Consider the following 23,982-nt stretch of genomic DNA (forward strand, 5'->3'; position numbering starts at 1 on the left):
TTTTTTGGGCATGGAAATAAATTGTGCTATAAATATTACGCTCCGCTGGAGCTTTCACAACAAATAAATACTACTTTCCAGTTACTACATTCAAATTGTTAACAAACAAGAGCGTTTCTCCATTATCCATTTTAGTAAGAGATAAAATTCCGTTTTTATTCTCGTCAATTCCGTTTATTCTAAAACAGAATTCATTACCATCTCTGTCCATGAAAGTTAAAAACTCGGTAGTATCGCTTGAATTGTTTTGACAGCGATTAGAAATGGTATAACCATACATTACTTTAAAAACGTCCTTATCGTAATTATAGATTTTCTTGTCTTGCGTAAAAATCCATTTTGTATTTCTATTCCTGTCGGCATACCAAGTTCCAATAATTTTCTTTGAGGAAGGGTCTTGTATTTGATTGCTCCCAAAACTTACAGGAAATTGCAGCAGCATCAATAAAATTAAAAACAGCTTTTTCATATTCTATTCCAGTTTTCAGACTTCAAAAAAGTCTTATTTATGATTACTTAGTCAAACATTCTATTTCTCCAAAAACAATTCTAATTGCTTAAAAACAGGAATTAAAGATTTTCCTTTTTCAGATAAAGTATATTCAATGTGAAGCGGTTTCAGTTTGATAACCTTTTTATCTAAAAGTTCAAAATCTTCTAGTTCCCGAAGTGCGACTGCGATCGATTGTTTATTTGATCCTTTTAAATCTCTTAAAAGTGTATTGAAACGCAGCGGACCATCTACAGCCAATAAAAAAATCTGTGGTTTCCATTTACCTGATAACAACTTCAAAAGTCCTTGTGCTGGACATTCGTTGTCTTTTTCTGTTTTATTTTCTGTAGTCATCTTTTTTAGACTAATTGACTTGTGATTAAATACGGACGAACTTTGTTATGTAAAAATATAAATTAAAACCTAAAGCAAGAATTATAAACAGTAATTATGAAAATACTTTCGCTGTTATTAATCCTGATTTTCAGTGCGAGCTGTCAATCGCAAACTAATTCTAAAATGAACGACAATAAAACAAATCCGTTACTGTGCGACACTGAAAGCGGTATGTGTGAAATGCCAATTAGCGAAGCATCAAATGAAACAACGGTTATTAAAACAGATAATAAGCCTGTAAAAATTATTTATTATACAGACCCAATTTGTTCTTCATGCTGGGGAATTGAACCGCAATTGAGAAAACTAAAACTGGAATATTCCGAATATTTTGAAATAGATTACAAAATGGGCGGTTTGCTTCCTGATTGGAGTTACAACAGCGGCGGAATCAGTAAACCATCAGATGTTGCGCATCATTGGGATGAAGCGAGTCTGCATTATCAAATGCCAATTGACGGCAATGTTTGGCTTGAAGATCCTTTGAGTTCTTCCTATCCTTCTTGTATTGCTATGAAAGCGGCTCAAATTCAGAGTAAAGAAAAAGCAGTCATTTTTATGCGTATCCTTCGTGAGAAATTATATCTCGAAAAAAAGAATATCGCTAAATGGGAAAATATTGCTGAAGCTGCCAAAATTGCAAATCTTGATATTGAAAAACTAAAAAATGACTATGATGGAGATGCTAAAAAACTTTTTCAGGAAGATTTAAATTTAGCAAAAACACTTGGCGTTAGAGGTTTTCCAACCTTATTTTTTGCTGATAAAAACAACAATCAACTCACTGTTTACGGTTCTAAACCATATGCTTATTATGAAAATGCTTTGCTGGCATTATATCCTGAAGCAAAAAAGAAAACCTTTAAAAATGATAATCCATTATCTCTTTTTGAGATTTATCCAACATTGGCTCCAAAAGAATATGCCGTGATTTTAGATATTTCATATAATCAGGCGGAAGAAATACTTGATAAATTATTTAAGGATGGAAAATTGGGGAAAATATCTGTAAAAAATTATTCACTTTATTTTAGAAGTTAGTTTTTTGGACCGAAGCCATAAAGATCAATTTCTTTATGGCTTTTTTAATGTTTATACTTAACTGCAAGCTGTAATTTCTTTTAATTTCAGAACTTAACCTAACTACCTGAAAATTATGCAGCTATATTCTATTTTTCTATAAAATCTTTTTCATTTTTTAAAGTACCTTTGTAATTATGCCGAAAACCAGTGAGAATTAAACACCTCTAAATCAACTATAAAAGAGGTCTTTTTCTATATTTTCGGAATGCATAAAAAACTTTGGAAGCTAAGAAATAATGAAAAAATAGAAAAGTTATGAAAAAGCTAAACAACCAAGATTATGGTCTTAGAGACCCTGATTTTATGGATCAAGAAAATTTTGATTATACTGTAAATTTTTCACCTGACGAAGATCCATATCAATACCAAGAAGAGTTTATCGATGACGGACGAAATCAAACGACTGATTTTACAGGAAACGAATCGATAAGAATGGAAAACATTCCTAACGAAGAACGAATTATAAACGAAGATCGTTCGGTAACTAATGACAGCGAGAAAGCAAATCAAGAAAAAGATCACAGTACTAATGAACTAAACTATGAAAGTGATTTAGAAAAAGAAAGAGATTTAGATGAGGATGAAGATTTAACTGATTTTGATGCCGAACATTATCCAGAAAATCATCCTAGAGCCTAATAACAGACAAATTTTAGAACAGAATACTTTATAATAGAAAATAAGAATCCATGCTTTAGGATACAATTAACGTTTTTATCGTTTACTATTATAAACTTTTGTTAAACGCTCTCTGAGGATTGATTTTGGCTAGATTTTCGCCGATCTTTATAATCTTACTATTTCTTTTAGGTTTAAATCCGTGAAAAAAAATCATCGATTAAAACTAGAATAAACGTAACATTTTTATTACATTAGACAAAATTAGGTATCATTAAATAAATTATCATAATTATGGAAAAACTAAATTTTATAGACCCATTATTACACGGAATTAAACCTGAAAAAAAAGATTATAAAGACTACAGGCCATCAGTTAAACATTTAGTATTTGCAGGATTAGGCTCTCTTTTAGCTGGAGCTGTACTTAAAAAAGCCGGACAAAATAAAACTGCTGCAGTAGTAGGAAGTCTTGCTGTACCTTTGCTTGCAGCTGCCTGCTATAAAAAAATAACAGAGACTTCTAAAGAAAAAAAAGAAAAAACAGACAGCAGCGGTATCGAATATAATTATTAAGCATCGCTTTAAGTTTCAGTTTATGAATACTTAAAATATAAAGCAAAAAACACCTGCAAACTCACAAGTTATAATCTGATAACATAGTGAATTTGCAGGTGTTTTTTTTTTAAGTTTAAAAGTGACATTTGAACTAAATATTTAGGCCAGATTTATATTTCCTTCTACCCAGTTTAGTGCTTTATTAAAAGATTCTTTTCTAAAACCGTGAAATTCGCCTGGAACGACATAGCTGAATCCGTTTGCAAGCGAAATTATTTCTTCAGAATCTGATACAATCGCCGCTCTATTCCATTTTCCAAGATTCTTAAGACCAAGCAGCGCTTCTTGAAGCCACTCGCCTGCTGTAAATTTTTCTACTTCAGTATCTAAAACCAGTAAAAAATTAATTTCATTAGTCTGCTTTACTAAATGCTCGACGGCAGGAACAACAACAATTAAAAAATCTTCTTTTGTCATTTCTGCCAATGCTCTAAAAGCAACTAAATTATCAGTTGTGTCAATTTGATGTATCATAATATTACACTTTTTGAGTTATTATTTTTGAGCCTGCCAAGTCTTATTCCTTAAAAAATTTTTATTAGAATTTTACCATTAGAATAGTAAAAGGCAACTCAAATTTACCATTAGTTTTTTTATTTTTCATTACACTCTTTCATTCGTTTTTTACAAGATTACAATTAGGGAATTAATACTGCTCTCCCTTTTATTTGTCCGTGTCTTAGCTTATCATAAACTTCAACCGCTTGATCCAAATTGTATTTTTCAACTTCAATATGAATCTTCTTTTGAAGCGCAAGCCCAATTACTTCCATTAATTCGGTTCTAGAACCCCAATAAGGATTTGTTAAGCTTACGCCAAAAGGCAGACCATTCATATTGTATTCATAATTTCCGCCGCCAAGACCAACAATCGTTAAATCACCGTCTAGTCCAATTATTTTTGTTCCTAAATCTATTGTAGAAGTAGCACCAACAAAATCGATTACGACTTTGGCTTTTTTAATTCCTGTAATCTTCTTTATTTGTTCTGCCGCATCTTTATCTGTAGAATTAATAGCATAAGAAGCACCTAGTTTTTTAGCAAATTCAAGTCTTTCAGGAGTTATATCGCAGGCAATAATAGTCGAGCCGCACATTTCTGATAAAATTTGAAGAGCAACATGCCCCAATCCGCCAACTCCAATTACAACTACATATTCATCGGGCATCAGCTTATGTAATGATCGCTTAATAGCAGAGTATGGAGTTAGAGCAGCATCTGTTAAAGGAGCAGCAATAACTGGATCTAAATCATGAATTGGAACGAGTAAACGTGAAGAAGGCACCAGCATGTAATCAGCCATTCCGCCATTTAATCCAAGTCCGCCGCCAAAAGCCATTTCAGACTGGTGATCACAGTAATTTTCGTTAGAATGCTGACAAGGTTTACAATGCCCGCATCCCCAAGGACCGTAGACCAAAACTGCATCTCCTTTTTTAAATCCTTTTACATCTTCTCCTATTTCTTCTATCCAGCCTGCGTTTTCATGCCCCAATGTAAAAGTAATACCAGATACAATGCCATCATCAATTATATGTAAATCTGAATGGCATACTCCAGCACCTCCAATCTTTAATAATACCTCATCGCCCTTTGGAGATGGTTTTTCTAAATCGTTTACTATTCTCACATCTTTATGCCCAAAAAAACGCACTGCTTTCATAAGATTTTTTTTATAAGTTAGTTTAGTAAATTTAATCAAATAAATTTCAACTATCACATTTTCAAGGCTATTTATACATTTCTTAACGCTATCTAAAACAAGAATTAAAAGCACAACTAACAAGTGTAGAAACACAAAAACCTATTTCTTTAAAGAAATAGGTTTTGTCAAAAAAATAAAAAATAAACTAACACAACATTCTAATTGTCTTCTAATACCACATTATAAACTCTATTGGTCTATTTTAGAGTACCTGCAACTATTTTATTGTTGTTATTATAGTTTTATCTCGTACAGTTTATAAATGTCGAATTTTAAAAAATGAGCCGTATTTACATTCATTAAAAACTTAAACAATAAAAAAACTATGCTTGATATAAACTTAGTAAGAAGCTGCAATTTTAGAACTTTAAAATGCTATTATGTTTATGGCATTGTTACTAAATCATAATGTTTCGGAATTCTGATAAAATATTTCATGCTTTCTTTTATGAATTACATTAAGAAACGAACATATCTTAAATAAAAAATGGCTGTCATTTTGTGACAGCCATTTTTCTATTCTAAATTTAAAATCGAGGCAAGTTCATCATAACTTCTAAAGAGCACTGCTCCCTCCTTTTCTAAATCAATATCATTATATCCGTTTGCAAAACCATACACTTTAAAACCTCCATCTATTCCGGCTCGTACACCTGCAACGCTATCTTCAACCACAATGCAGTCTTTTACATCAAAACCCATTTCTTTGGCTGCGTGCAAAAAGATTCCTGGTTCTGGCTTCCAACTCCCAATTTGATAGGAACTGAATATTTTATTCTCGAATTTATCCAGCAAACCAGCAACCTCAAGATTTAAGCAAATTTTTTCGACTGGTCCGCTTGAGGCGACACAATACGGAATTGTAAGTTTTTCTATAAATGAAACAATTCCTTCCATTGGTTTAACCTGCGTTTTAAAAGCACTAAAACTTCGCTGGCGGAATTCTGTTTCAAAAGTTTCTGGAAGTTTTTTAGCAATAGTTTCTTCAATATACTTGAAACAATCTTTTAACTTACGACCGTTGAAATTACGATATGCATCTTCAATTTTCATTTCAAATCCGTGCTCTGCTGCCATTTCCAGTAATACTCCATTACCAATTTTCTCTGTATCTACTAAAACACCGTCACAATCGAAAATAATACATTTAACCATTTTTATTGATTTTCATTTAATTACAATTTTAACTTACTCAAAAGCTAGTTCGTGTAAATTACAGAATATAATTCACTTCGCTGCCACATTATTATAGATGGAAAAAAACTACTTTCTGGCTGGAGAATAATTCTCTTTCAAAATAATTTCAAGCGGAATATAATGTATTTGCTCTGTATCTTCTTTTAAAACTAATTTTTTATATAAATAATGAATTGCCATATAACCTTGATCTTCGGGTCTTTGATTGATTAAAAAATCGATTACGCCTTTGTTTAGATATTCTATATTTTCTTTTAATAAATCATAGCCAATAATACGGATGCCTTTTATATTGTTTTGTTCTAAAAACTGGGCCGCAATGTAGGCTCTCGAATTGGGCACAAAAATGCTGCTTATCTCAGAAAACATTTCAAGATTTAGTTCCTCAATCTTCGAATCTTTTAGAGTAACTTCTGAAAATTTAAAATTTGTAAGTTCGTTATTGTCTTCAAAAAAAGAATAAAATCCTTTTATTCGCTGCAAATAAACGGATGTACTTTCGATTTCTTGGGTGATTTTAAAAATCAAAACATGTCTTTCATTTTTTACTGCAAAACTTATGAGTCTTCCTGCCAAATAACCGCTCTGAAAAGCATCTTGACCTACATAAGCATATTCATTGTTGTCTGAAATATTCGAATCGATCATCACAACTGGAATATTCTTCTTTTTGTATTCCTTTAAAAAACGGACTGAATCTTCCTGAAAAATGGGCGCAAAAAGCAATCCGTCGCACTCAAAGTCCATCACTTTTTTTACTGATTCTCTAAAAGAAACTATATTGTAATCATAATAGAAATAATCCAAAACAATTCCGAATTTACTAAACTCTGCAGCTGCTTTTTCGATTCCTTCAGCCTGACTGCGCCAATATTCAAGATTCTCGTGTTTGGGAAGAAAAACGGCAAAGTGAAATTTCTTATTTAAAGCCAGATTACTCGCTAAAATATTACGTTTATAACCAAATTCTTCGATTATGGCATTGACTTTATCTACAGTTTCTTGTGCTGCTTGTCCGCGATTATGAATAATTCGGTCAACAGTTCCTGGAGAAACATTAGCTAATTCGGCAATTTTCTTTATTGTTATGATATTGATTCTTTTTAAGTTAAAATGATAAAAGCTCTATTGTAAAATTCTATTTTTTTAAGCAAAAATAGGTTGTTATACTTTACATTTTACATACATTTGTAAAACACCGTGTGCGTACACGTAAAATTACACATTATATATAAACGGCAGAACCTTTTATACTATTAATTTCAAAAACTAAAAATTAAATCTTACCTCATGATAATAGATTCATTACATAATGCAGCAAAATATTACGGTCTGCATCCCAATTTTCAAAAAGCTTTTGAGTACGTAAATCAAACTGATATTGCAAGTCTTGAAACTGGTTCGTTTGAAATCAGCGAAGGCTTAAAACTTATTGTTATTCATGGCGATGGAAGTACTAGAGAAGAAAGTATCAAAGGTTTTGAATGCCATGATAAAAACATTGATATTCAAATTTCGATTCAAGGACCAGAAACTTTTGCATGGAAGCCAAGAGAAAAATGTGTAAAACCAAATGGTGATTACAGCGACGAAAGAGATGTTCGCTTTTTCTATGACAAACCAGATATGTTTTTTGAATTGCAGGAAAAACAATTTGCCATTTTATTTCCGGATGATGTTCACGCAGCTATGATTGGCGAAGGGTTCTTGAAAAAACTAGTTTTTAAAGTAAAGATCTAATTCCTCTTCGGGAAAAATCCAAATTCCAAATTCCAAGGAAAAAATTTAATCATTAAAATCAAACTTATATAATCTACTTTACTTTTCAAAAATTAGATTTTGGAATTTAAAGTATTGTATTTTAAATAAAACTAAATGGATTCAATATTTAATCTAAAAGGGAAAATTGCCCTTATTACTGGCGGTGCCGGCGTACTAGGCAGCAATTTTGCAAACGTTTTGGCTAAACAAGGTGTTATAGTTGGGATCGTTTCTCAATCTATTGAAAAAGCAGCAAAAACAGTACAGCAAATAGAAGCAAATGGCGGACAAGGTTTTGCGATTCAAGCAAATGTTTTGAATAAAGAGGATTTAGAAAAAGCGAAAGACTTTATTGTTGAAAAATACGGTCGTCTGGATATTTTAATTAATGCTGCGGGCGGTAATATGCCGGGAGCAACTGTACAGCCGGATCAAGCTGTTTATGATATGAAAAGCGATGATTTACAAAAAGTAGTCGATTTGAATATTATTGGAACTATGCTTCCAACTCAGGTTTTTTCTGAACTTTTCGCGAAGCAGAAATCAGGAAATATCATCAACATCTCATCAGCATCGGCACAAAGACCGTTAACGAGAGTTGTGGGATATTCGGCTTCAAAAGCGGCGATCGACAATTTTACACAATGGATGGCGGTTGAATTAGCGCAAAAATATGGCGAGGGAATTCGCGTAAATGCTATTTCACCTGGTTTTTTTATTGGAGAACAAAACCGAGCTTTATTATTAACTCCTGAAGGGAATCTAACTCCAAGAGGCGAAAAGATTATCGATCATACACCAATGGGAAGATTTGGAACGCCAGAAGATATTGACGGCGCTCTTTTATTCTTATGCAGTGATATGTCAAAATTCGTAACAGGAACAATCTTAAAGGTTGACGGCGGATTTGCAGCGACGAGTATTTAATAAACCAAATTACAAAACAACACAATACAAAATGGAACAAACATTAAGATGGTTCGGCCCAAATGATCCTGTTTCTTTACAAGATATTGCACAAACTGGAGCAACTGGAATTGTAACTGCTTTACATCATATTCCGAACGGAGAGGTTTGGAGCATTGACGAAATCAACAAACGAAAAGCTGCAATTGAATACCAAGACGGCGATCCTAAAAAAGGCGCTTCGGGGTTAACTTGGTCAGTTGTAGAAAGTATTCCGGTACATGAAGACATTAAAAAACAAACTGGAAATTATCTTCAATACATTGAAAACTATAAAGAAAGCATTCTCAATCTGGCTTCATGCGGTATTCAATGTGTCTGCTATAATTTCATGCCGGTTTTAGACTGGTCGAGAACTGATTTATCTTATACGGTTGAAGACGGCTCGAAAGCACTTCGTTTTGACATTAATGCTTTTGCGGCTTTTGAATTGTTTATTTTGAAAAGACCTGGTGCCGAAAAGGAATATTCACCAGAGCAGACTCAAAAAGCGAAAAGTTATTTTGAAGCCATGACTGATGAGGATAAGGTAAAATTACAGCGAAATATTCTTGCTGGACTTCCAGGCGCAGAAGAAGCTTATACTGTTGAGGATTTTTTAATTACATTAAGTGCTTATAATCATATTGACAGACAGGCTTTAAAAGACAATTTGTTTTACTTTTTAAAGCAGATTATTCCAGTTGCAGAGAGTAAAGGTGTTTTGATGGCCATTCATCCTGATGATCCTCCTTACCCAATTTTAGGCTTGCCAAGGGTGGTAAGTACTGAGGAGGATTTGATAGAATTAATGAATGCCGCGCCTTCAAAATCAAACGGATTTACGATGTGCACCGGTTCATACGGCGTTAGGGCTGATAATGATTTACCTGGAATTGTAAGACGTCATGGAGATAAAATGAATTTTATTCACTTAAGAAGTACACAAAGGGATGAAGAAGGCAGCTTTTATGAAGCGAACCATCTTGAAGGCGATGTAGATATGTATGAAGTGGTAAAAGCAATTATAGAGGTTGAAAAAAGAAACAACAACAAACTGCCAATGCGTCCAGATCACGGACATCAAATGTTGGATGATTTAAAGAAAAAAACAAATCCAGGATATTCTGCAATTGGTCGCTTACGTGGTTTAGCTGAATTAAGAGGGCTTGAAATGGGAATTAAAAAATCGCTTTAAAATTTTTCAATGTCGTTTTAGACTAAATTTAAGAGTCATTACCAATTCATTAACAAAAAACTAATTGTATTGATGTGATTTTTATTGACTATTAACTTACTTTGTACTTATTCTAAAAATTGTAATCCTATGAAAAAATTAAGTTTACTTGCAGTTACTTTATTTGCTGCATTTACAGTTCAAGCACAGGAAGTTGTAAAATTTGCTCCACTGGATGCAAGTCCTGTAGATATTTCTTATTTTCCTAACAAAGCTGTTAAATTCAAAAAAACTGATAATCCAGCTCCCGTTGTTAAAGTTATCTATGCAAGACCGTCTGTAAAAGGACGCACTATTTTTGGTGATTTGATAAAATATGGAGAAGTTTGGAGAGTTGGTGCTAATGAAAATACAGAAATTAAATTTTACAAACCTGTAACTATTGGCGGTAAAAATGTTCCTGCAGGAACTTACAGTTTATTTGCAATTCCTGAAAAAGACAAATGGACAATTATTATCAACAAGGAACTTGATTTATGGGGCGCTTATGCTTATGATGAAAGCAAAGATGTTGTTAGAGTTTCTGTTCCTGTAAAGCCAGTTTCTACTGTAATCGAAGCTTTATCAATTGCTTTTACATCACAAGGTACTACAGCAAATTTGGTAATTGGATGGGATAAAACAACAGTCGAACTGCCTATTACAATTAAATAATTAAGCATTTTACATATATAAAAAAAGAGACTTTAAAAAGTCTCTTTTTTTATATATGGTAATTAAACTATTATTTTTTCAATGTTAAAGCATAATTCAGCTCTGACTTGATTATTTTTTTCTCTCGATCTAACATATATATTTTTTGAGGATCTGCGCTGTAATAACCGTAATAAATCTGGTTCTCTGCAGGTTTATCCCAATTCAATATATAAATTGTCCCGTTTGGATCGTTTTCTAAACCTCTTTCGGTATTAAAAGTTCCTTTTTCTATAAACTCCTTTTCAGGTGATTTTCCTTTGTATACGGTAAACAATTCAAACTTATGGCTTTCCATAGTGCCATCGCCTTGATAAATTTTTAGAACAGTTTCTATACCGCTGCAATCTGCACATGGTAATAATCCTTCATAAACATCAACTTTAGCAGCAGTGCTTTTTTCGGCACTTACGGTTGTTGAATCTTTTACAGCAGTTTCTACTGTATCTTCTTTCTTTTTAGAATTGCAAGATGAAATCAGCGTTGCAATTACTAATACAATACATAGTTTTCTCATAATAATTATAGCTAATATTTAATTCAAATATAAAGAAATCTCTTCTGGCATTATTCAAAACCACTAAATTGTAAAGAAAATATTCCGTTATAATTATCCTATTAATTATTTTTTCTGACACTAACAATTGTATAACTAAGTTTTGTATTTTTATAGAAAGCAAAATATTATAGTTAACTTAAATAAAAAACTAAATGGGAAAATTTGTAATTACTAAAAGAACCAATGGTGAATTTCAATTTAATTTGAAAGCTGGTAACGGCCAGACAATTTTAACAAGTGAAGGCTATACAACAAAAGCGGCCTGCACAAACGGAATCGAATCTGTAAAAACAAACTCACAAGATGATGGTCGTTATGACAGAAAAGAATCCAGCAATGGAAAACCGTATTTTAATCTTAAAGCCAGCAATGGACAGATAATTGGTTCAAGTGAAATGTATGAAAGTGTAGCTGCGAGAGAAAACGGAATTGAGTCTGTAAAGAAAAATGCTCCAGATGCAACTACTGACGATCAAACGGCTTAGATAAATCATATATTGAAAATAAAAACGAGGCTTAAGGCCTCGTTTTGTTTTTACATAAGCTTCCAAACTTACCTTTCTATTTATCTAATTCATTTAAAACTTTCTCTACTACTTCTCTATTTGTAAGACATATATAGTCATATTTACTGAAATCTCTTTTTTCACTTTCAGGTCTTAATTTATTAAGTATTTCAGGTTTTCCTTCTAAAAAATTTATTATAGCTAATGGTGTATAACCGTTTGGCACGATATCAACTTCAAAACTTCTATTGTATGAAACATACTCCAAAGCCGCAGAAACATTCATGAAATTTTTAACATCGTTATTTAAAAAAATAACTTCGAATTTACTATCTGTTGGAATATTTGTGTGATAAGAATAACATTCTACTAAGATTTGATTTTCTGTTAATTGCAAATTATTAAACCGATGTTCTGGATTTTTACTATAATAACTTTTCATTCTTTCTTGATCAGCAATTGATGTCAATATCAAAATAGGAAATAATCCTTTTGAAAGTACTTCTGGAGTTTCAAGCTCAAGATCTGAAAATACCGCCATAATTTTATTCTTGATAGTTTACAAAATGTAGTTTTCTGTTTGCTTGCGATTCAATCGAAGAGATATAATACAATTCATCTTCATATTGCTGATATTTCTCCCAAGGCGTAACTTTACCTTCATTTTCTTTAATATAAAAATCTATCAATTCTAAGATTTTGATTCTATCAAACTTCTCATCGTAATAGTTTACAATTCGATCAAATTCTTCACAATTGAGTATTACATTGTATAAAGACAATAACTGCTTTTTTAAGTTATTCTCACCCAATATTATTACGGAATCTTCTAATGTGAATACTTCGTTTGCAGGAGATATTTTAAAAACAGGATGATAATATGTATAAGGTTCTCCCCAATCAAACTTCCCATGCTCTGCCTTACAGAACGGAACGGTACTTTTATTTATATCTTCCATAACTCATTTTGATTCCGAAACGAATCTTCTAAATTTGTTCCGCTAATATCTAAAAAAATCCCTAAAAAGGATTGATTTAGCAGAACTCCAAATTTAAAATAAACTTCTAATCTAACAAGAATACAATCAGTCCTCTTGCACCATGTGCTCCTAAAACCAATGATTGTTCAATATCTGCCGTTTTAGATGGTCCCGCAATAAAAGTTCCAAAACCATATTCCTGATTACCAATTCTGTCATAAGCCTGCTGCATAGTTCGGATAATATCTTTTTTATGAATGATAATTGCTAAATACTGTGCAATAAAAGGGGAAACACGCTGTCCTAAAATATCATCCGTAACCCAAAGTCCGCTGTTTTCTGCAACTCCAAAATGTGCTTTTACAACTGTTAATTCAACATCATGAAGCAAATGCGGATCAACAGCTGTCCAATCTAAAGAAGCTATTTCAGACAGCTCCGGCAATGTTGTAATTATTCTCTTTTTAAGATTGTAATTTGCTTTTATATAATCGATTATCTCTTCATAACTAGATACTTCAACAGGATCACCTCCAATTCCTTTCAAAACCGTTTTATAGGTTTCTAGAGTATCAAAATCTTCGGAACCTAAAAGACTTAAATCTGGCAGTTCTGTAACCAAATCAGGCTGATTTAGTTTTATTCTGTTTAAAATTTCGGCTTTACTGCTCATTGTCTTTTGCTTTAGATTCTCTCGAATTTTTCTTGTACCATTCTCTAAAAGATTCCTCAGGAACGTCTGGCATTTCGCGCTGATCGTACCATTTATTCATTTTATTATTAACCATTGCCGGAATATTTTTCATCACAAATCTTCCTGATTTTCCCGCAATGTTAAAAATTGTTGGATTTGCCAATACTGTTGCCATAGTTTTCATTGCAATGGTTTTAGCTTTTGGCGTATAACCGTCTTTTACCAAAACCTGACGCCATTTATACAATTGATCATGAATATCAATTTTTACTGGACAAACGTTAGTACAAGAACCACAAAGTGTGCTTGCAAAAGGCAGATCGGCATTTTTACTCATGTCTAAATTGGGCGCTAAAATAGAGCCAATTGGTCCTGCTACTGCATTGTGATAACTGTGTCCGCCGCTTCGTCTGTAAACCGGGCAGGTATTCATACAAGCACCGCAACGGATGCACTTTAGAGAATTTCTAAAATCTTCTTGTCCTAATTGTTTACTTCTTCCGTTGTCGACAATTACAATATGAAGTTCTTTTCCGTCTCTAGGTTTCTTAAAATGGCTTGAAAAAGTTGTTATAGGTTGTCCTGTTGCACTTCTTGCTAATAATCTAAGGAAAACGCCTAAATGCTTGCGTTGTGGAATCAGTTTTTCAAATCCCATACAAGCAATATGAACATCGGCTAAATGTGCGCCCATATCAGCATTACCTTCATTGGTACAAACTACAAATTCACCTGTTTCGGCTACGGCAAAATTCACTCCAGTTAAAGCTACTTTTCTAGTCAAAAAAGTATTTCTTAAACTATGACGTGCTGATTCAGTTAAATACTGCGGATCAAAATTGCCTTTTTCTGTTCCCAAATGTTCGTGAAAAGTTTCACTTACATCTTCTTTCTTTAAGTGAATGGCAGGTAAAACAATATGACTTGGCGGTTCTTTACGAAGCTGCACAATATATTCTCCTAAATCTGAATCGATAACTTCTATGCCTCTTTCTGCTAAATAATCATTCAAATGACATTCTTCTGTAAGCATAGATTTTGATTTCACCATTTGCTTTACATCATGTTTTGCCATGATCGAATGTACAATTTCATTGTGTTCTTTTGCATCAGCAGCCCAATGTACAATGATTCCATTTCTTTGGGCATTAGCCTCAAATTCTACTAAATAATCGTGAATATTCGAAAGCACATTAGCTTTGATGCTTGAAGCCGTTTCACGTAATAATTCCCAATCATCAATTTGATGTGCCGATTTATCACGTTTCGCACGAACAAACCATAGTGTTTCATCATGCCAATTGACACGCTCCACATCTTTGTTGAATTTTGCTGCAGCTTCACTGTGCTGTATTATTTTTTCTGAAGACATTTTTTGTAAGTTGAGTATTTCACCATTAAGATATTAAGTTAATTAAGTGAAACTTTATGAACTTAAATACTTAAGGATAAAAGAAAATTAAGCTTCAATTTTAAGTGATTTCTTTATTTTAACATTACGTCAAAGTTTGGTGAACTTAATATCTTAATGCTAAAAAAAAGAAATTTATTTTTCTCTTAAATTTAATTAGTTTTCGAGTGAATTTAAGATTTCAGCAATATGGATGGTTTTGATTCTGCTTTTTTGTCTTTTCAAAATTCCATCTAAATGCATTAAACAAGACATATCTCCTCCCGTAATATAATCGACATTATGACTTTCGTGATCTTTAATTCGGTCTTGTCCCATTTTTACAGAAACGGCTTCTTCGGTAACACAAAATGTACCTCCAAAACCGCAGCATTCATCTTTTCTAGTTAAAGCAACTAAATCAAGTCCTTCAATATTGTGAAGTAATTGTTCTGGTTTGGAAAAAAATGGCGCATTTAATTCTGACATCTGCGAAAGCTTCAAACCACGTTGTCCGTGGCAGCTTACATGCATTCCTACTTTAAAAGGAAAACGTCCGTCGATATGATCAATTTTTAAAATATCAGTTATAAATTCTGTTAATTCAAAAACCTTATTTCTTATTTCTGTCGCTGCAATCTCTAATTGATCATCATGCAAATGTTCTTTTACATGCAGAACACAACTTCCTGAAGGGCAGACAATATAATCGAATCCTGAAAAATTGGCTATAAAATTAGCATCACAGCCTTTTGTTAAGTGTGCATAGCCGCTGTTTGCCATTGGCTGTCCGCAGCAGGTTTGTCCCATCGGAAAATGAACTTCACAGCCTAATTTCTGTAAAAGTTCGTATGTCGCAATACCCACTTTTGGATAAAACTGATCAACATAACACGGTATAAATAGCCCGATTTTCATTTTCTATTATTTTTATTTTTAACATTCTAGATGTTATATTTTTCTAGCAGATTTGACAGATTGAACAAATATTTTAAAATTAAATCTGAATGAATCTACTTGCTGTTTGTCATTTCGATCCCGAAGTCTCGGGAGAGAAATCTTAGTAAGTAACTCCAGAGCTAAAAGCATCAATCTTTGTCAAAATGACAAGGTTACTAAGGTTCCTTATAAACCAATCAGACTTTTTAATTTTTAATTATTTCAATGCTTATAAAACTTCAAATCAATCAAGTCATTCTGAATTGGTTTGGGATTCCAGTTTTGATGAATTGCCAATGCTGCTCCCAAAGCACTTGCCTGCGCCATCGATGCGGCATAAACTTCAACATCAGGAAAAGCTTCGGCTAATAAATTCATATAAATTGAATTTTTACTGAAACCACCGTCAACAAAAATTTTCTTTACAGGACTGTTATGAATGACTAAGTTAGTTGAAAATACTTGTTGTTCTACCAAATCCAACATCAATTGATGGTAAGCGATTTCATAGCTTTTAAATATTGAAAGATCTCTTTCTTGAAAAGGACATTCTTTCAGTATATCAAAATTATACTTTTTAGGATAAATAATCTGAAAATTTAAGGCTCTTAAATTAGATACAATATTCTTATCAAAATAAACGTCTTTGTATGTATCAACCGGAACTTTAAAATATTCTGCTAATCTTTTGGTTTGTATTTCGTGTTCGTTTCCTGCAAAAAGTCTTGCCGCTTTTACAGGTTTTTCTGTGTATTGCAAATAGCACAAACAATCATTTTGCAATTCTTCAAAAGTCAATTGTTTATTATTGAATGGATTCAAGGAAATACTCCACGTTCCTGTTGACAATAAAACAAAAGGTTCTGTAAAATTTATGGTATAAGGAATTATAGCTGATGAACTATCGTGAAGTCCCGCACCTACTGACAAACCATCTTTTGTTTTTATAACGTCTTTTCCAGAATAAAACTCTGGAATTTTAGATGAAATGCCTTCATTTTTCAACCATTTATGGTATTTCATTTTTTTGAAATTCCAAAGATTAGTATGACAACCCACGCTTGTAATATCGGCGTAAGCTTCATTGGTTAAAAGAAAACTCAAAAATTGCGGAAGGTGCAAGCAATATTCGACCTTTTCGAATAATTCTGGTCTTTCTTCTTTTAAACGGTAAATCTGCATTCCCGAATTTAAGCTTCCTAAAACCGGAGAAGCTGTTTTTACAGCAAATCGTTCTTTACCTTTATATTTATGATAGAAATCGTTTTTTAAATCCTCTGGATAATCTTTTAGATAATTATACAGAGGAGTTAAAACTTTTCCTTCTTTATCAATGTAGACAAAACTAGCACCGTAGGTACTAAAATTAATGGCTTTTAATACATAATTGGTTAAAGCTTTTATTTCTTCCAAGCGTTCAAAAATCCAGTTTTTAAGCACTTCTATATTCTCGCAGGGAAATCCATCTTCGTCGACTGTTTCGTCTAGATTGACTGATTTTTCCCAAACAATTCTATAGTTTTCATCAAATAAGAATACTTTTTTGTTTGTTTTACCAATATCAAAAATTGCAACTACATTCATTTTTTTAATTGTAAATTGTTAATTACCAATTATAAATTATAAGCCTGTAGCTAATGTTTTTAATCCTCTTTCTCCAATAAGATTTTTTCTAACAGAAAGACTTCTGTACAATTCAACTGGATTTAAAGCGGCACCAGAACGGAAACGAGCCTCAGCAACTAACGCGCGAACGTCTGTACGGAAAGCATTCTGAAGAATTTCCTGTGCTTTTACTACATCATTTTCCTGTTGTGCTTTTTCTAATGCTTTTCTGTCTACAGAAAGTGCTTGTGCATAAGCAATCATAATGGCTTCTACAGACTGCAATAAATCTTCTAATGGATCTTTGATGTTGTGCGATGCGTCGATCATCCAGCCAAGATCTTTTGCATGATTCATTCCTCTTGCATCCATTCCTTCAACCAATTCATTGAAAATCAAAAATAACTGATATGGTTTTAAAGCTCCCGCTGTTAAATCGTCGTCACCGTATTTTGAATCGTTGAAGTGAAATCCGCCCAGTTTGTTTTCCATTAATAATAAAGAAACAATCTGCTCGATGTTTGCATTTGGTAAATGATGTCCTAAATCGACTAATGTCTGCGCTTTATCGCCTAACTTTTTAACATACGAATAAGACTGTCCCCAATCAGCTACTGTCGTTGAATAAAAGTTAGGCTCAGCACATTTATATTCTAAAAATAATTTCCAGTTCGAAGGCAATGCATCGTAGATTTCTTCTAAACTTTCTAATGTATTTTGATACGCTTTACGAAAATTCAACTGTCCCGGAAAATTAGATCCATCAGCAAGCCAAACTGTTAATGACTCAGATCCTAATTCGATTCCGTGTTTAATAACTTCAATATTGTGTGCAATCGCCTGTTTGCGAACTGCTTTATTTACGTTTTGTAACGAACCGTATTTATAAGTATGTTCTGAATCTGCCTGATCTTGAAATGTATTCGAGTTCATGGCATCAAACTTTAAATTGTGCTGCGCTGCAAGTGCTTTTATTGCTTTATAATCTTGTGGAATATCCCACGGAATATGCAGCGAAATAGCTCCTGAAGCATTATTTAATTTATGAAGCAAACCAACATCTTCGATTTTTTCTTCTATTGAACGCGGTTCTCCTCCACCTGCAAAACGTCCAAATCTTGTTCCTCCAGTTCCTAAAGCCCAAGATGGAATTGCAATTTGAAAATCGATTAGTTTTTGAATAATCGCATCAGTATTATCAATTTCTGACGCTGTAAAAACCAGTTTATTTTGGTGTTTTTTTAATAATTCCTCGTTATGAGATTCAATATTGTTTGATCCGATTATCATAATACTTTATATTTTAATAGAGTGTAACAAGATATGCAATTTTATTTTATATGTGTATTTTTAACACATAAATTCTAAGCCACTAAATGGCTGACTAAAAAACATTTTTATTTATTTTAATAATAAGATTTTAGACGCAGATTAGACAGATTTGCTATCGCGAAAATGCTGATCTACGCAGATTTTTTTTTAAATTCATTCATTACGAAAAATCCGTTTTTTTTTTCTGCGTCTTCACGATAGCGAATCCGTTTTATCAGCGTTCTATTCTTCTTTTTCTATGCATTTAAAAACCTTTTGCATAATAATTTATATGATCTAAACTCTGCGTTTAACTTTACTATTTTATGCTGTTTAGTCTGCACAGTAAAAGTCTTTTATATCTAAAAAAATCTAACGCCCGAAAAATCGAACGTTAGACCACAAAAAACCACTTTTGCTTAAACAAACTTATAAAAAAACCTAAACAATCTTTATCTATAAAAGCCCATTGAAACGCCGCCGTCTACGTTTAAAGCATTCCCTGTTGATTTACCAAGTAAACCTCCAACAAAAGCAAAACAAGCATTTGCAATATCATCTGGCAATATGATTTCATTTAATAACGTACGTTTCGCATAATAAGCCGGAAGTTCTTCAACTGTAATTCCGTATGCTTTCGCACGACCTTCTGCCCATCCGCCAGACCAAATATTTGAATCTGAGATTACAGCATCAGGATTTACTGTGTTTACACGAATTTTATCAGCTCCTAATTCAGCAGCCATTAAACGTGTTAAATGTGCTTGTGCTGCTTTGGCAGAGCCATATCCAGGATTATTTGGACCAGCAACAACAGCATTTTTAGAAACAATATTCACAATATCACCTCCAAAACCTTGTTTGCGCATTACTTCAATTCCGGCTTTAGAAACAATAAATTGTCCTTTTACCAAGATATCATATAATCTATCCCATTCTTCAAGAGTGTGTTCTGCAATAGATTTTGAAATACTGATTCCTGCATTGTTTACAATAATATCTACACCACCAAAAGCTAAAGAAGCTTGATCTAAAGCTAATTCTGTACTAGATTCATCTGTTACATTAAGTAATGTACTCGCAACTGCATCTTTTCCAAAAGCTTTAATAAACTCAGCTGTTGCACCTTCTAAACGCTCTTGATTGATATCATTGATTACCACACAAGCACCTTCTTGAGCAAATTTCTTAGCAATAGCTTTACCAATTCCGCCCGCAGAACCAGTAATAACAGCTACTCTTCCAGACAATGCTTTTGGTTTTGGCATACGCTGTAATTTTGCTTCTTCTAATAACCAATATTCAATATCAAAAGCTTCTTGGTGCGGTAATGAAGTATATTCTGAAACAGCTTCAGCACCTTTCATTACATTTACTGCATTCACATAATATTCTGATGCCAAACGCGCCATCGTTTTATCTTTTGCAAAAGTGAACATACCAACTCCTGGATATAAAATCACAACTGGATTTGGGTCACGCATTGCAGGAGAATTCGATTTCTTGCAGGCATTATAATAGTCTTTGTACATAGCACGGTAAGCCTCAAAAGCCGGAGCTAGTTTTGCTTTAACCGCATTTACATCTGATAAATCTTCGTTTGGATCTAATTCTAAAACTAACGGACTGATTTTAGTTCTTAAAAAGTGATCAGGGCAAGAAGTTCCTAATGGAGCTAATTTTGAAAGATCATTTGAATTAATGAATTCCAAAACTCTTGCGTCATCTGTATAATGACCAATCATTTGACGCTCTGATGAACAGAAACCTCTTAAAATCGGTGCAACTTTTGCCGCTTTCAATTTACGATCAGCTTCTGGAAGGCTATCAATTTTCTGACCTCCAAAAACGGGACGTTTTTTACCGTAATTGTTTTCAAGATATTCAGCACATTTTTCAATAACTTCCAATGTGTTGATGTAACTTTCGTATGCAGTATCACCCCAAGTAAATAAACCGTGAGAACCTAACATGATTCCTCTTAGTTTTTTACCTTTCTTTTCAGCTTCTTCCAAACAACTTCTTAATTGAAGTCCTAAATCGAAGCCCGGACGCTGCCATCCTACCCAGCCAATTTCTCCGTTAAACAATTCTTCTGTAATTTTTGCTCCGTCTTTTGCTGCTGCGATTGCAATTGCCGCATCTGGATGTAAGTGATCGATGTGTTTGAATGGTAAAAAACCATGCAAAGGTGTGTCGATAGACGGCGCTTTTGAAGCTAAGTCGAAAATACAGTGATTGAACAATTCTACCATTTCATCTTCAAACTCAATTCCTCTGTATACATTTTCAAGATTGCGAAGTCTGTCCAAATATAGCGCTGCACAACCTGATTTTGTTAAAGTTCCAATATCTCCTCCAGAACCTTTAATCCACATAACTTCAGAGCTTGCTCCAGTTAATGGATCTTTATCCGTAATTTTTACAGAAGTATTTCCTCCTCCGTAGTTTGTCAATCTTAAATCGGCTCCTAATAAATTAGAGCGATAAATGAAAAGCGCTACTTCATCACCAGCTAGTTCTTGAGCTTTTACCTCATCCCAAAGATAGCTAACATGCTTAAAATTCATATTTTTTGTATTTGTATTTGACATTGTTATCATATGTTTTTTCAGTATTTATAAAGAGTTTCCAATTCCCACTAAAACAATCGAAAGCATAATTAATCCGATTCCCCAAAGGAATGTTCTAAATGTTTTTTTCGATACTCCTGTCCATTCTTTCAAATAGAATCCCCAGAAATTAGCCGTTAGAATAATAGTTGCCATGTGTAAAATCCATGAACTTGCACCGTTTCCTAGTTTGCTTTCGCCCATTCCGTAAAAGAAGAACTGCAAAAACCACATTGTTCCGGCAAGTGCTGAAAAAAGCACATTTTTTGTAATTGGAGTAGATTTATTAGTGTAATCACCAATGCTTTTGTTTTTGAAATTAAGGTATAAACACCAAATAAAATTGGTAGTCAAACCTCCCCAAAGCAAGACAATATAAGTTACGTTGTTTTGAAATAAAGGATTACAACCTAGTTCAACTGCTTTTTCTGCCATTGGTTTTCCAGCTTCAATTCCGTAATTAAAAAACGAACTTAATATACCCGAAATAACCGCTACGATTAAACCTTTTGCTAAACTAAAATCTTTGTCCTTATCTTCATGTCCAGTCGAAAAATCTTTCTCTTTCAACATTCCAGCTTTCCCAGAAATAGCGATTCCTAAAAGGCAAACTGCAACGCCCAACAAAACCAATTGTCCGCCAGAACTTGCCAGCATATCCGAAAATGAAATTTTACCTTCTGTTGGGTACAAATCGTAATAAATCGAGGGAACTAATGCTCCAAAAGCAGAACAAAATCCTAAGGTTATTGAATTCCCCAATGACATTCCAAGATAGCGAACTCCTAAACCGTATGTTAAACCTCCAACTCCCCAAATTAATCCCATTGAATAAGTGAAAGCTTTAATAGAAGGAGAAGCAGCAACAATGATTTCTGTAAAATTTGGAATCGTTAAATAAGCCGCAATTGGTGGTACAATTAACCAAGAAAAGAAACCGCCCACAAGCCAATAGCTTTCCCAGGCCCAATCTTTAACTTTTTTAAAAGGCATATAAAAACTACCTGAAGAAAATCCTCCGATAGAGTGAAAAATAATTCCTAATAATGATTCCATTTAATAATTTTATTTTTTGGTTAATTGTGATAGTTAATTTGGTTTTGTAAAATAATATAATGCTCGAAAGAAAACTGTCCTGTACTATCCTTTATGAATCTTGTAATTATGTTAAAACTGCTTATTATTTGCAAAGAACAATCCTTAAGTATTGGAAAAGTAAATTTAAAAACGCTATTTTAGCGATTGATTTCGTAATTATTATATCCTCAGTTCACTACTAAATTGTGAAAAACACTTAAATATAAAACAAGCCGTATTTAATTCCGCTTTTTTTGTAAGGAAAGTAATAAAATCAGTATGTAAAGCAGGTTTTAAAAACCATTTTTTTAATATTATAATTTAAAATTATGTTTCATGACCAAAATATGAAACTAGTTTGCAAAACATAATCATGATTAAATTAATTAAAATAGATGAAGATTCGAGGGTTCCAAAATACAAACAAATTGTAGACTCGATTTTACAAAATATTGCTAACGGAAATTTAAAAATAAATCAAAAAATCCCCTCTATAAACAGTTTTAGTGAAGAGTTTTACATGTCACGTGATACTGTAGAAAAGGCATATAATATACTAAAAGAGCGAAAAATTATTTCATCAATTAGAGGAAAAGGATATTATATTACGAGAACAAAACTAGAATCTAAAGTAAATATTCTATTTTTATTTAATAAACTGAGCGCCTATAAAATGAAAACGTACAGCTCGTTTATTAATACACTTGGTGCGAATGCTCACACTGACCTTCATATTTATCATTGCGATGAAACATTATTTTTGAATTTGTTAGACAAGTTTGAAGGTGCATATGATTATTATGTAATTACCACACATTTTAAAACAGATGAGTTAAAACATTTGAGTTTTACTGATGAAGTTGCAAAAGCAATTCAGAGAATTCCGCAGGAAAAACTAGTTTTAATGGACAACATTAAATTAGGAATGGAAGGCGAAATTATTAAAATATATCAGGATTTTGAAAACGATATTTACAATGCTTTAAAAGAAGGTTTAGAAAAGATATCAAAATACAAAAAACTGATTCTAGTTTATCCCGACAAAGCTGTTTATCCTTATCCAAGAAGAATCCTGCACGGATTTAGAAAATTCTGTGTAGAACACGAAATTAATTTTGAAATTCTAAGCGAGGTTTACGATGATATGATTCTTAAAAAAGGAGATTTATTTATTACTATTGAAGAATCTGATCTTGTAAACTTAATGAAGCAGATTCGTGATGAAGAATTTATTTTAGGAAAAGAAATCGGTGTTATCTCTTATAATGATACTCCCTTGAAAGAATTATTAGGGATTACTGTAATGTCTACAGATTTTAATGTAATGGGCGAAACCGCTGCACGAATGATTTTAAATAAAGAAAAAGGACAGGTAAAAGTGCCTTTTAATTTTATTGATAGAAATTCTATTTAAGAGGTTCAAAGGTTCATAGATACAGAGGTTCAAAAGTTTTAAAAGAAAGCTTTTGAACCTTTGCTTTTCTGTTTAATAAAATATAATTCCCAAAGCTATATTTTTTCTTTTAAATTCCCTCCAAATTTAACTGCAGATAAATTTTAAC

General features: G+C 32.8%; 25 protein-coding genes. 9 read left to right on the top strand and 16 right to left on the bottom strand.

Features of this window, described 5'->3' with window-relative positions:
- Positions 1 to 70: 70 nt before the first annotated feature.
- Positions 71 to 469: a hypothetical protein gene (locus NLG42_RS18670; RefSeq protein ID WP_257681877.1), complete on the bottom strand. Its 399-nt coding sequence runs from the start codon at positions 467 to 469 to the stop codon at positions 71 to 73.
- Between the two features lie 60 nt (positions 470 to 529).
- Complete coding sequence (locus NLG42_RS18675) at positions 530 to 847, bottom strand: winged helix-turn-helix transcriptional regulator (protein WP_257681878.1); 318 nt, start codon at positions 845 to 847, stop codon at positions 530 to 532.
- 165 nt (positions 848 to 1,012) lie between these two features.
- Between NLG42_RS18675 and NLG42_RS18680 the strand changes: the two genes are divergently transcribed.
- The 3 genes from NLG42_RS18680 to NLG42_RS18690 all read left to right on the top strand — a co-directional run bounded on the left by NLG42_RS18680 (position 1,013) and on the right by NLG42_RS18690 (position 3,166).
- Complete coding sequence (locus NLG42_RS18680) at positions 1,013 to 1,930, top strand: DsbA family protein (RefSeq protein ID WP_257683997.1); 918 nt, start codon at positions 1,013 to 1,015, stop codon at positions 1,928 to 1,930.
- A 297-nt stretch (positions 1,931 to 2,227) separates the two neighbouring features.
- Positions 2,228 to 2,611, top strand: coding sequence for a hypothetical protein (locus NLG42_RS18685; RefSeq protein WP_089059329.1), 384 nt, complete (start codon positions 2,228 to 2,230; stop codon positions 2,609 to 2,611).
- Between the two features lie 273 nt (positions 2,612 to 2,884).
- Positions 2,885 to 3,166, top strand: a complete 282-nt coding sequence (locus NLG42_RS18690) for a hypothetical protein (RefSeq protein WP_089059330.1) — start codon at positions 2,885 to 2,887, stop codon at positions 3,164 to 3,166.
- Positions 3,167 to 3,307: 141 nt separating this feature from the next.
- Here NLG42_RS18690 and NLG42_RS18695 read toward each other — a convergent pair whose 3' ends face one another.
- The 4 genes from NLG42_RS18695 to NLG42_RS18710 form a co-directional block, all read right to left on the bottom strand.
- Entirely contained in the window at positions 3,308 to 3,682 is a 375-nt protein-coding gene (locus tag NLG42_RS18695) for a SpoIIAA family protein (RefSeq protein ID WP_089059331.1), read from the bottom strand.
- A gap of 164 nt (positions 3,683 to 3,846) precedes the next feature.
- Positions 3,847 to 4,872 (bottom strand): NAD(P)-dependent alcohol dehydrogenase, encoded by a 1,026-nt coding sequence (locus tag NLG42_RS18700; protein WP_257681879.1) that lies wholly within the window; start codon positions 4,870 to 4,872, stop codon positions 3,847 to 3,849.
- A 558-nt stretch (positions 4,873 to 5,430) separates the two neighbouring features.
- Entirely contained in the window at positions 5,431 to 6,069 is a 639-nt protein-coding gene (locus NLG42_RS18705) for an HAD family hydrolase (RefSeq protein WP_257681880.1), read from the bottom strand.
- 108 nt (positions 6,070 to 6,177) lie between these two features.
- Positions 6,178 to 7,209 carry a LacI family DNA-binding transcriptional regulator gene (locus tag NLG42_RS18710; protein ID WP_307774318.1) on the bottom strand — a complete coding sequence of 344 codons (1,032 nt, stop codon included), beginning with the start codon at positions 7,207 to 7,209 and terminating at the stop codon, positions 6,178 to 6,180.
- Positions 7,210 to 7,401: 192 nt separating this feature from the next.
- Here NLG42_RS18710 and NLG42_RS18715 point away from each other — a divergent pair, with 192 nt between their 5' ends.
- The 4 genes from NLG42_RS18715 (at position 7,402) to NLG42_RS18730 (ending at position 10,708) form a co-directional block, all read left to right on the top strand.
- A complete protein-coding gene (locus tag NLG42_RS18715; RefSeq protein WP_089059334.1) occupies positions 7,402 to 7,851 on the top strand; it encodes a NanQ anomerase/TabA/YiaL family protein in 450 nt (149 codons plus the stop codon).
- 135 nt (positions 7,852 to 7,986) lie between these two features.
- Complete coding sequence (locus NLG42_RS18720) at positions 7,987 to 8,799, top strand: SDR family oxidoreductase (protein ID WP_099718695.1); 813 nt, start codon at positions 7,987 to 7,989, stop codon at positions 8,797 to 8,799.
- A gap of 31 nt (positions 8,800 to 8,830) precedes the next feature.
- Entirely contained in the window at positions 8,831 to 10,015 is a 1,185-nt protein-coding gene (uxuA, locus tag NLG42_RS18725; protein WP_257681881.1) for a mannonate dehydratase, read from the top strand.
- 129 nt (positions 10,016 to 10,144) lie between these two features.
- Complete coding sequence (locus tag NLG42_RS18730; protein WP_257681882.1) at positions 10,145 to 10,708, top strand: DUF2911 domain-containing protein; 564 nt, start codon at positions 10,145 to 10,147, stop codon at positions 10,706 to 10,708.
- 70 nt (positions 10,709 to 10,778) lie between these two features.
- Here the strand turns inward: NLG42_RS18730 and NLG42_RS18735 are convergent, their stop codons facing one another.
- The gene (locus tag NLG42_RS18735) at positions 10,779 to 11,264 is read right to left on the bottom strand and encodes a copper resistance protein NlpE (protein ID WP_089059338.1); all 486 of its coding nucleotides are present in this window, start codon (positions 11,262 to 11,264) and stop codon (positions 10,779 to 10,781) included.
- A gap of 194 nt (positions 11,265 to 11,458) precedes the next feature.
- On the opposite strand from NLG42_RS18735, the gene NLG42_RS18740 reads away from it, so the two are divergent.
- Complete coding sequence (locus tag NLG42_RS18740) at positions 11,459 to 11,791, top strand: YegP family protein (RefSeq protein ID WP_089059339.1); 333 nt, start codon at positions 11,459 to 11,461, stop codon at positions 11,789 to 11,791.
- Between the two features lie 76 nt (positions 11,792 to 11,867).
- Here NLG42_RS18740 and NLG42_RS18745 read toward each other — a convergent pair whose 3' ends face one another.
- The 9 genes from NLG42_RS18745 to rhaT form a co-directional block, all read right to left on the bottom strand.
- Positions 11,868 to 12,353 (bottom strand): hypothetical protein, encoded by a 486-nt coding sequence (locus NLG42_RS18745; protein ID WP_257681883.1) that lies wholly within the window; start codon positions 12,351 to 12,353, stop codon positions 11,868 to 11,870.
- Between the two features lie 4 nt (positions 12,354 to 12,357).
- Positions 12,358 to 12,771: a hypothetical protein gene (locus NLG42_RS18750; protein WP_099718701.1), complete on the bottom strand. Its 414-nt coding sequence runs from the start codon at positions 12,769 to 12,771 to the stop codon at positions 12,358 to 12,360.
- A gap of 106 nt (positions 12,772 to 12,877) precedes the next feature.
- Positions 12,878 to 13,465: a LutC/YkgG family protein gene (locus NLG42_RS18755; RefSeq protein WP_257681884.1), complete on the bottom strand. Its 588-nt coding sequence runs from the start codon at positions 13,463 to 13,465 to the stop codon at positions 12,878 to 12,880.
- Positions 13,455 to 14,858: a lactate utilization protein B gene (locus tag NLG42_RS18760; RefSeq protein ID WP_257681885.1), complete on the bottom strand. Its 1,404-nt coding sequence runs from the start codon at positions 14,856 to 14,858 to the stop codon at positions 13,455 to 13,457. Before NLG42_RS18760 ends, NLG42_RS18755 begins: the two co-directional genes overlap by 11 nt.
- Positions 14,859 to 15,053: 195 nt before the next feature.
- The gene (locus tag NLG42_RS18765) at positions 15,054 to 15,794 is read right to left on the bottom strand and encodes a (Fe-S)-binding protein (protein ID WP_089059344.1); all 741 of its coding nucleotides are present in this window, start codon (positions 15,792 to 15,794) and stop codon (positions 15,054 to 15,056) included.
- A gap of 243 nt (positions 15,795 to 16,037) precedes the next feature.
- Positions 16,038 to 17,399 carry an FGGY-family carbohydrate kinase gene (locus tag NLG42_RS18770; protein WP_257681886.1) on the bottom strand — a complete coding sequence of 454 codons (1,362 nt, stop codon included), beginning with the start codon at positions 17,397 to 17,399 and terminating at the stop codon, positions 16,038 to 16,040.
- Between the two features lie 36 nt (positions 17,400 to 17,435).
- Positions 17,436 to 18,710 (bottom strand): sugar isomerase, encoded by a 1,275-nt coding sequence (locus NLG42_RS18775; protein ID WP_099718706.1) that lies wholly within the window; start codon positions 18,708 to 18,710, stop codon positions 17,436 to 17,438.
- Between the two features lie 473 nt (positions 18,711 to 19,183).
- Positions 19,184 to 21,325 carry a bifunctional aldolase/short-chain dehydrogenase gene (locus NLG42_RS18780; protein WP_257681887.1) on the bottom strand — a complete coding sequence of 714 codons (2,142 nt, stop codon included), beginning with the start codon at positions 21,323 to 21,325 and terminating at the stop codon, positions 19,184 to 19,186.
- Positions 21,326 to 21,349: 24 nt separating this feature from the next.
- Complete coding sequence (gene rhaT, locus NLG42_RS18785; RefSeq protein WP_257681888.1) at positions 21,350 to 22,399, bottom strand: L-rhamnose/proton symporter RhaT; 1,050 nt, start codon at positions 22,397 to 22,399, stop codon at positions 21,350 to 21,352.
- A gap of 394 nt (positions 22,400 to 22,793) precedes the next feature.
- On the opposite strand from rhaT, the gene NLG42_RS18790 reads away from it, so the two are divergent.
- Positions 22,794 to 23,834, top strand: a complete 1,041-nt coding sequence (locus NLG42_RS18790) for a GntR family transcriptional regulator (protein ID WP_099718710.1) — start codon at positions 22,794 to 22,796, stop codon at positions 23,832 to 23,834.
- Positions 23,835 to 23,982 lie beyond the last annotated feature (148 nt).

Source organism: Flavobacterium plurextorum (assembly GCF_024638035.1).
GTDB classification, from domain to species: domain Bacteria; phylum Bacteroidota; class Bacteroidia; order Flavobacteriales; family Flavobacteriaceae; genus Flavobacterium; species Flavobacterium plurextorum.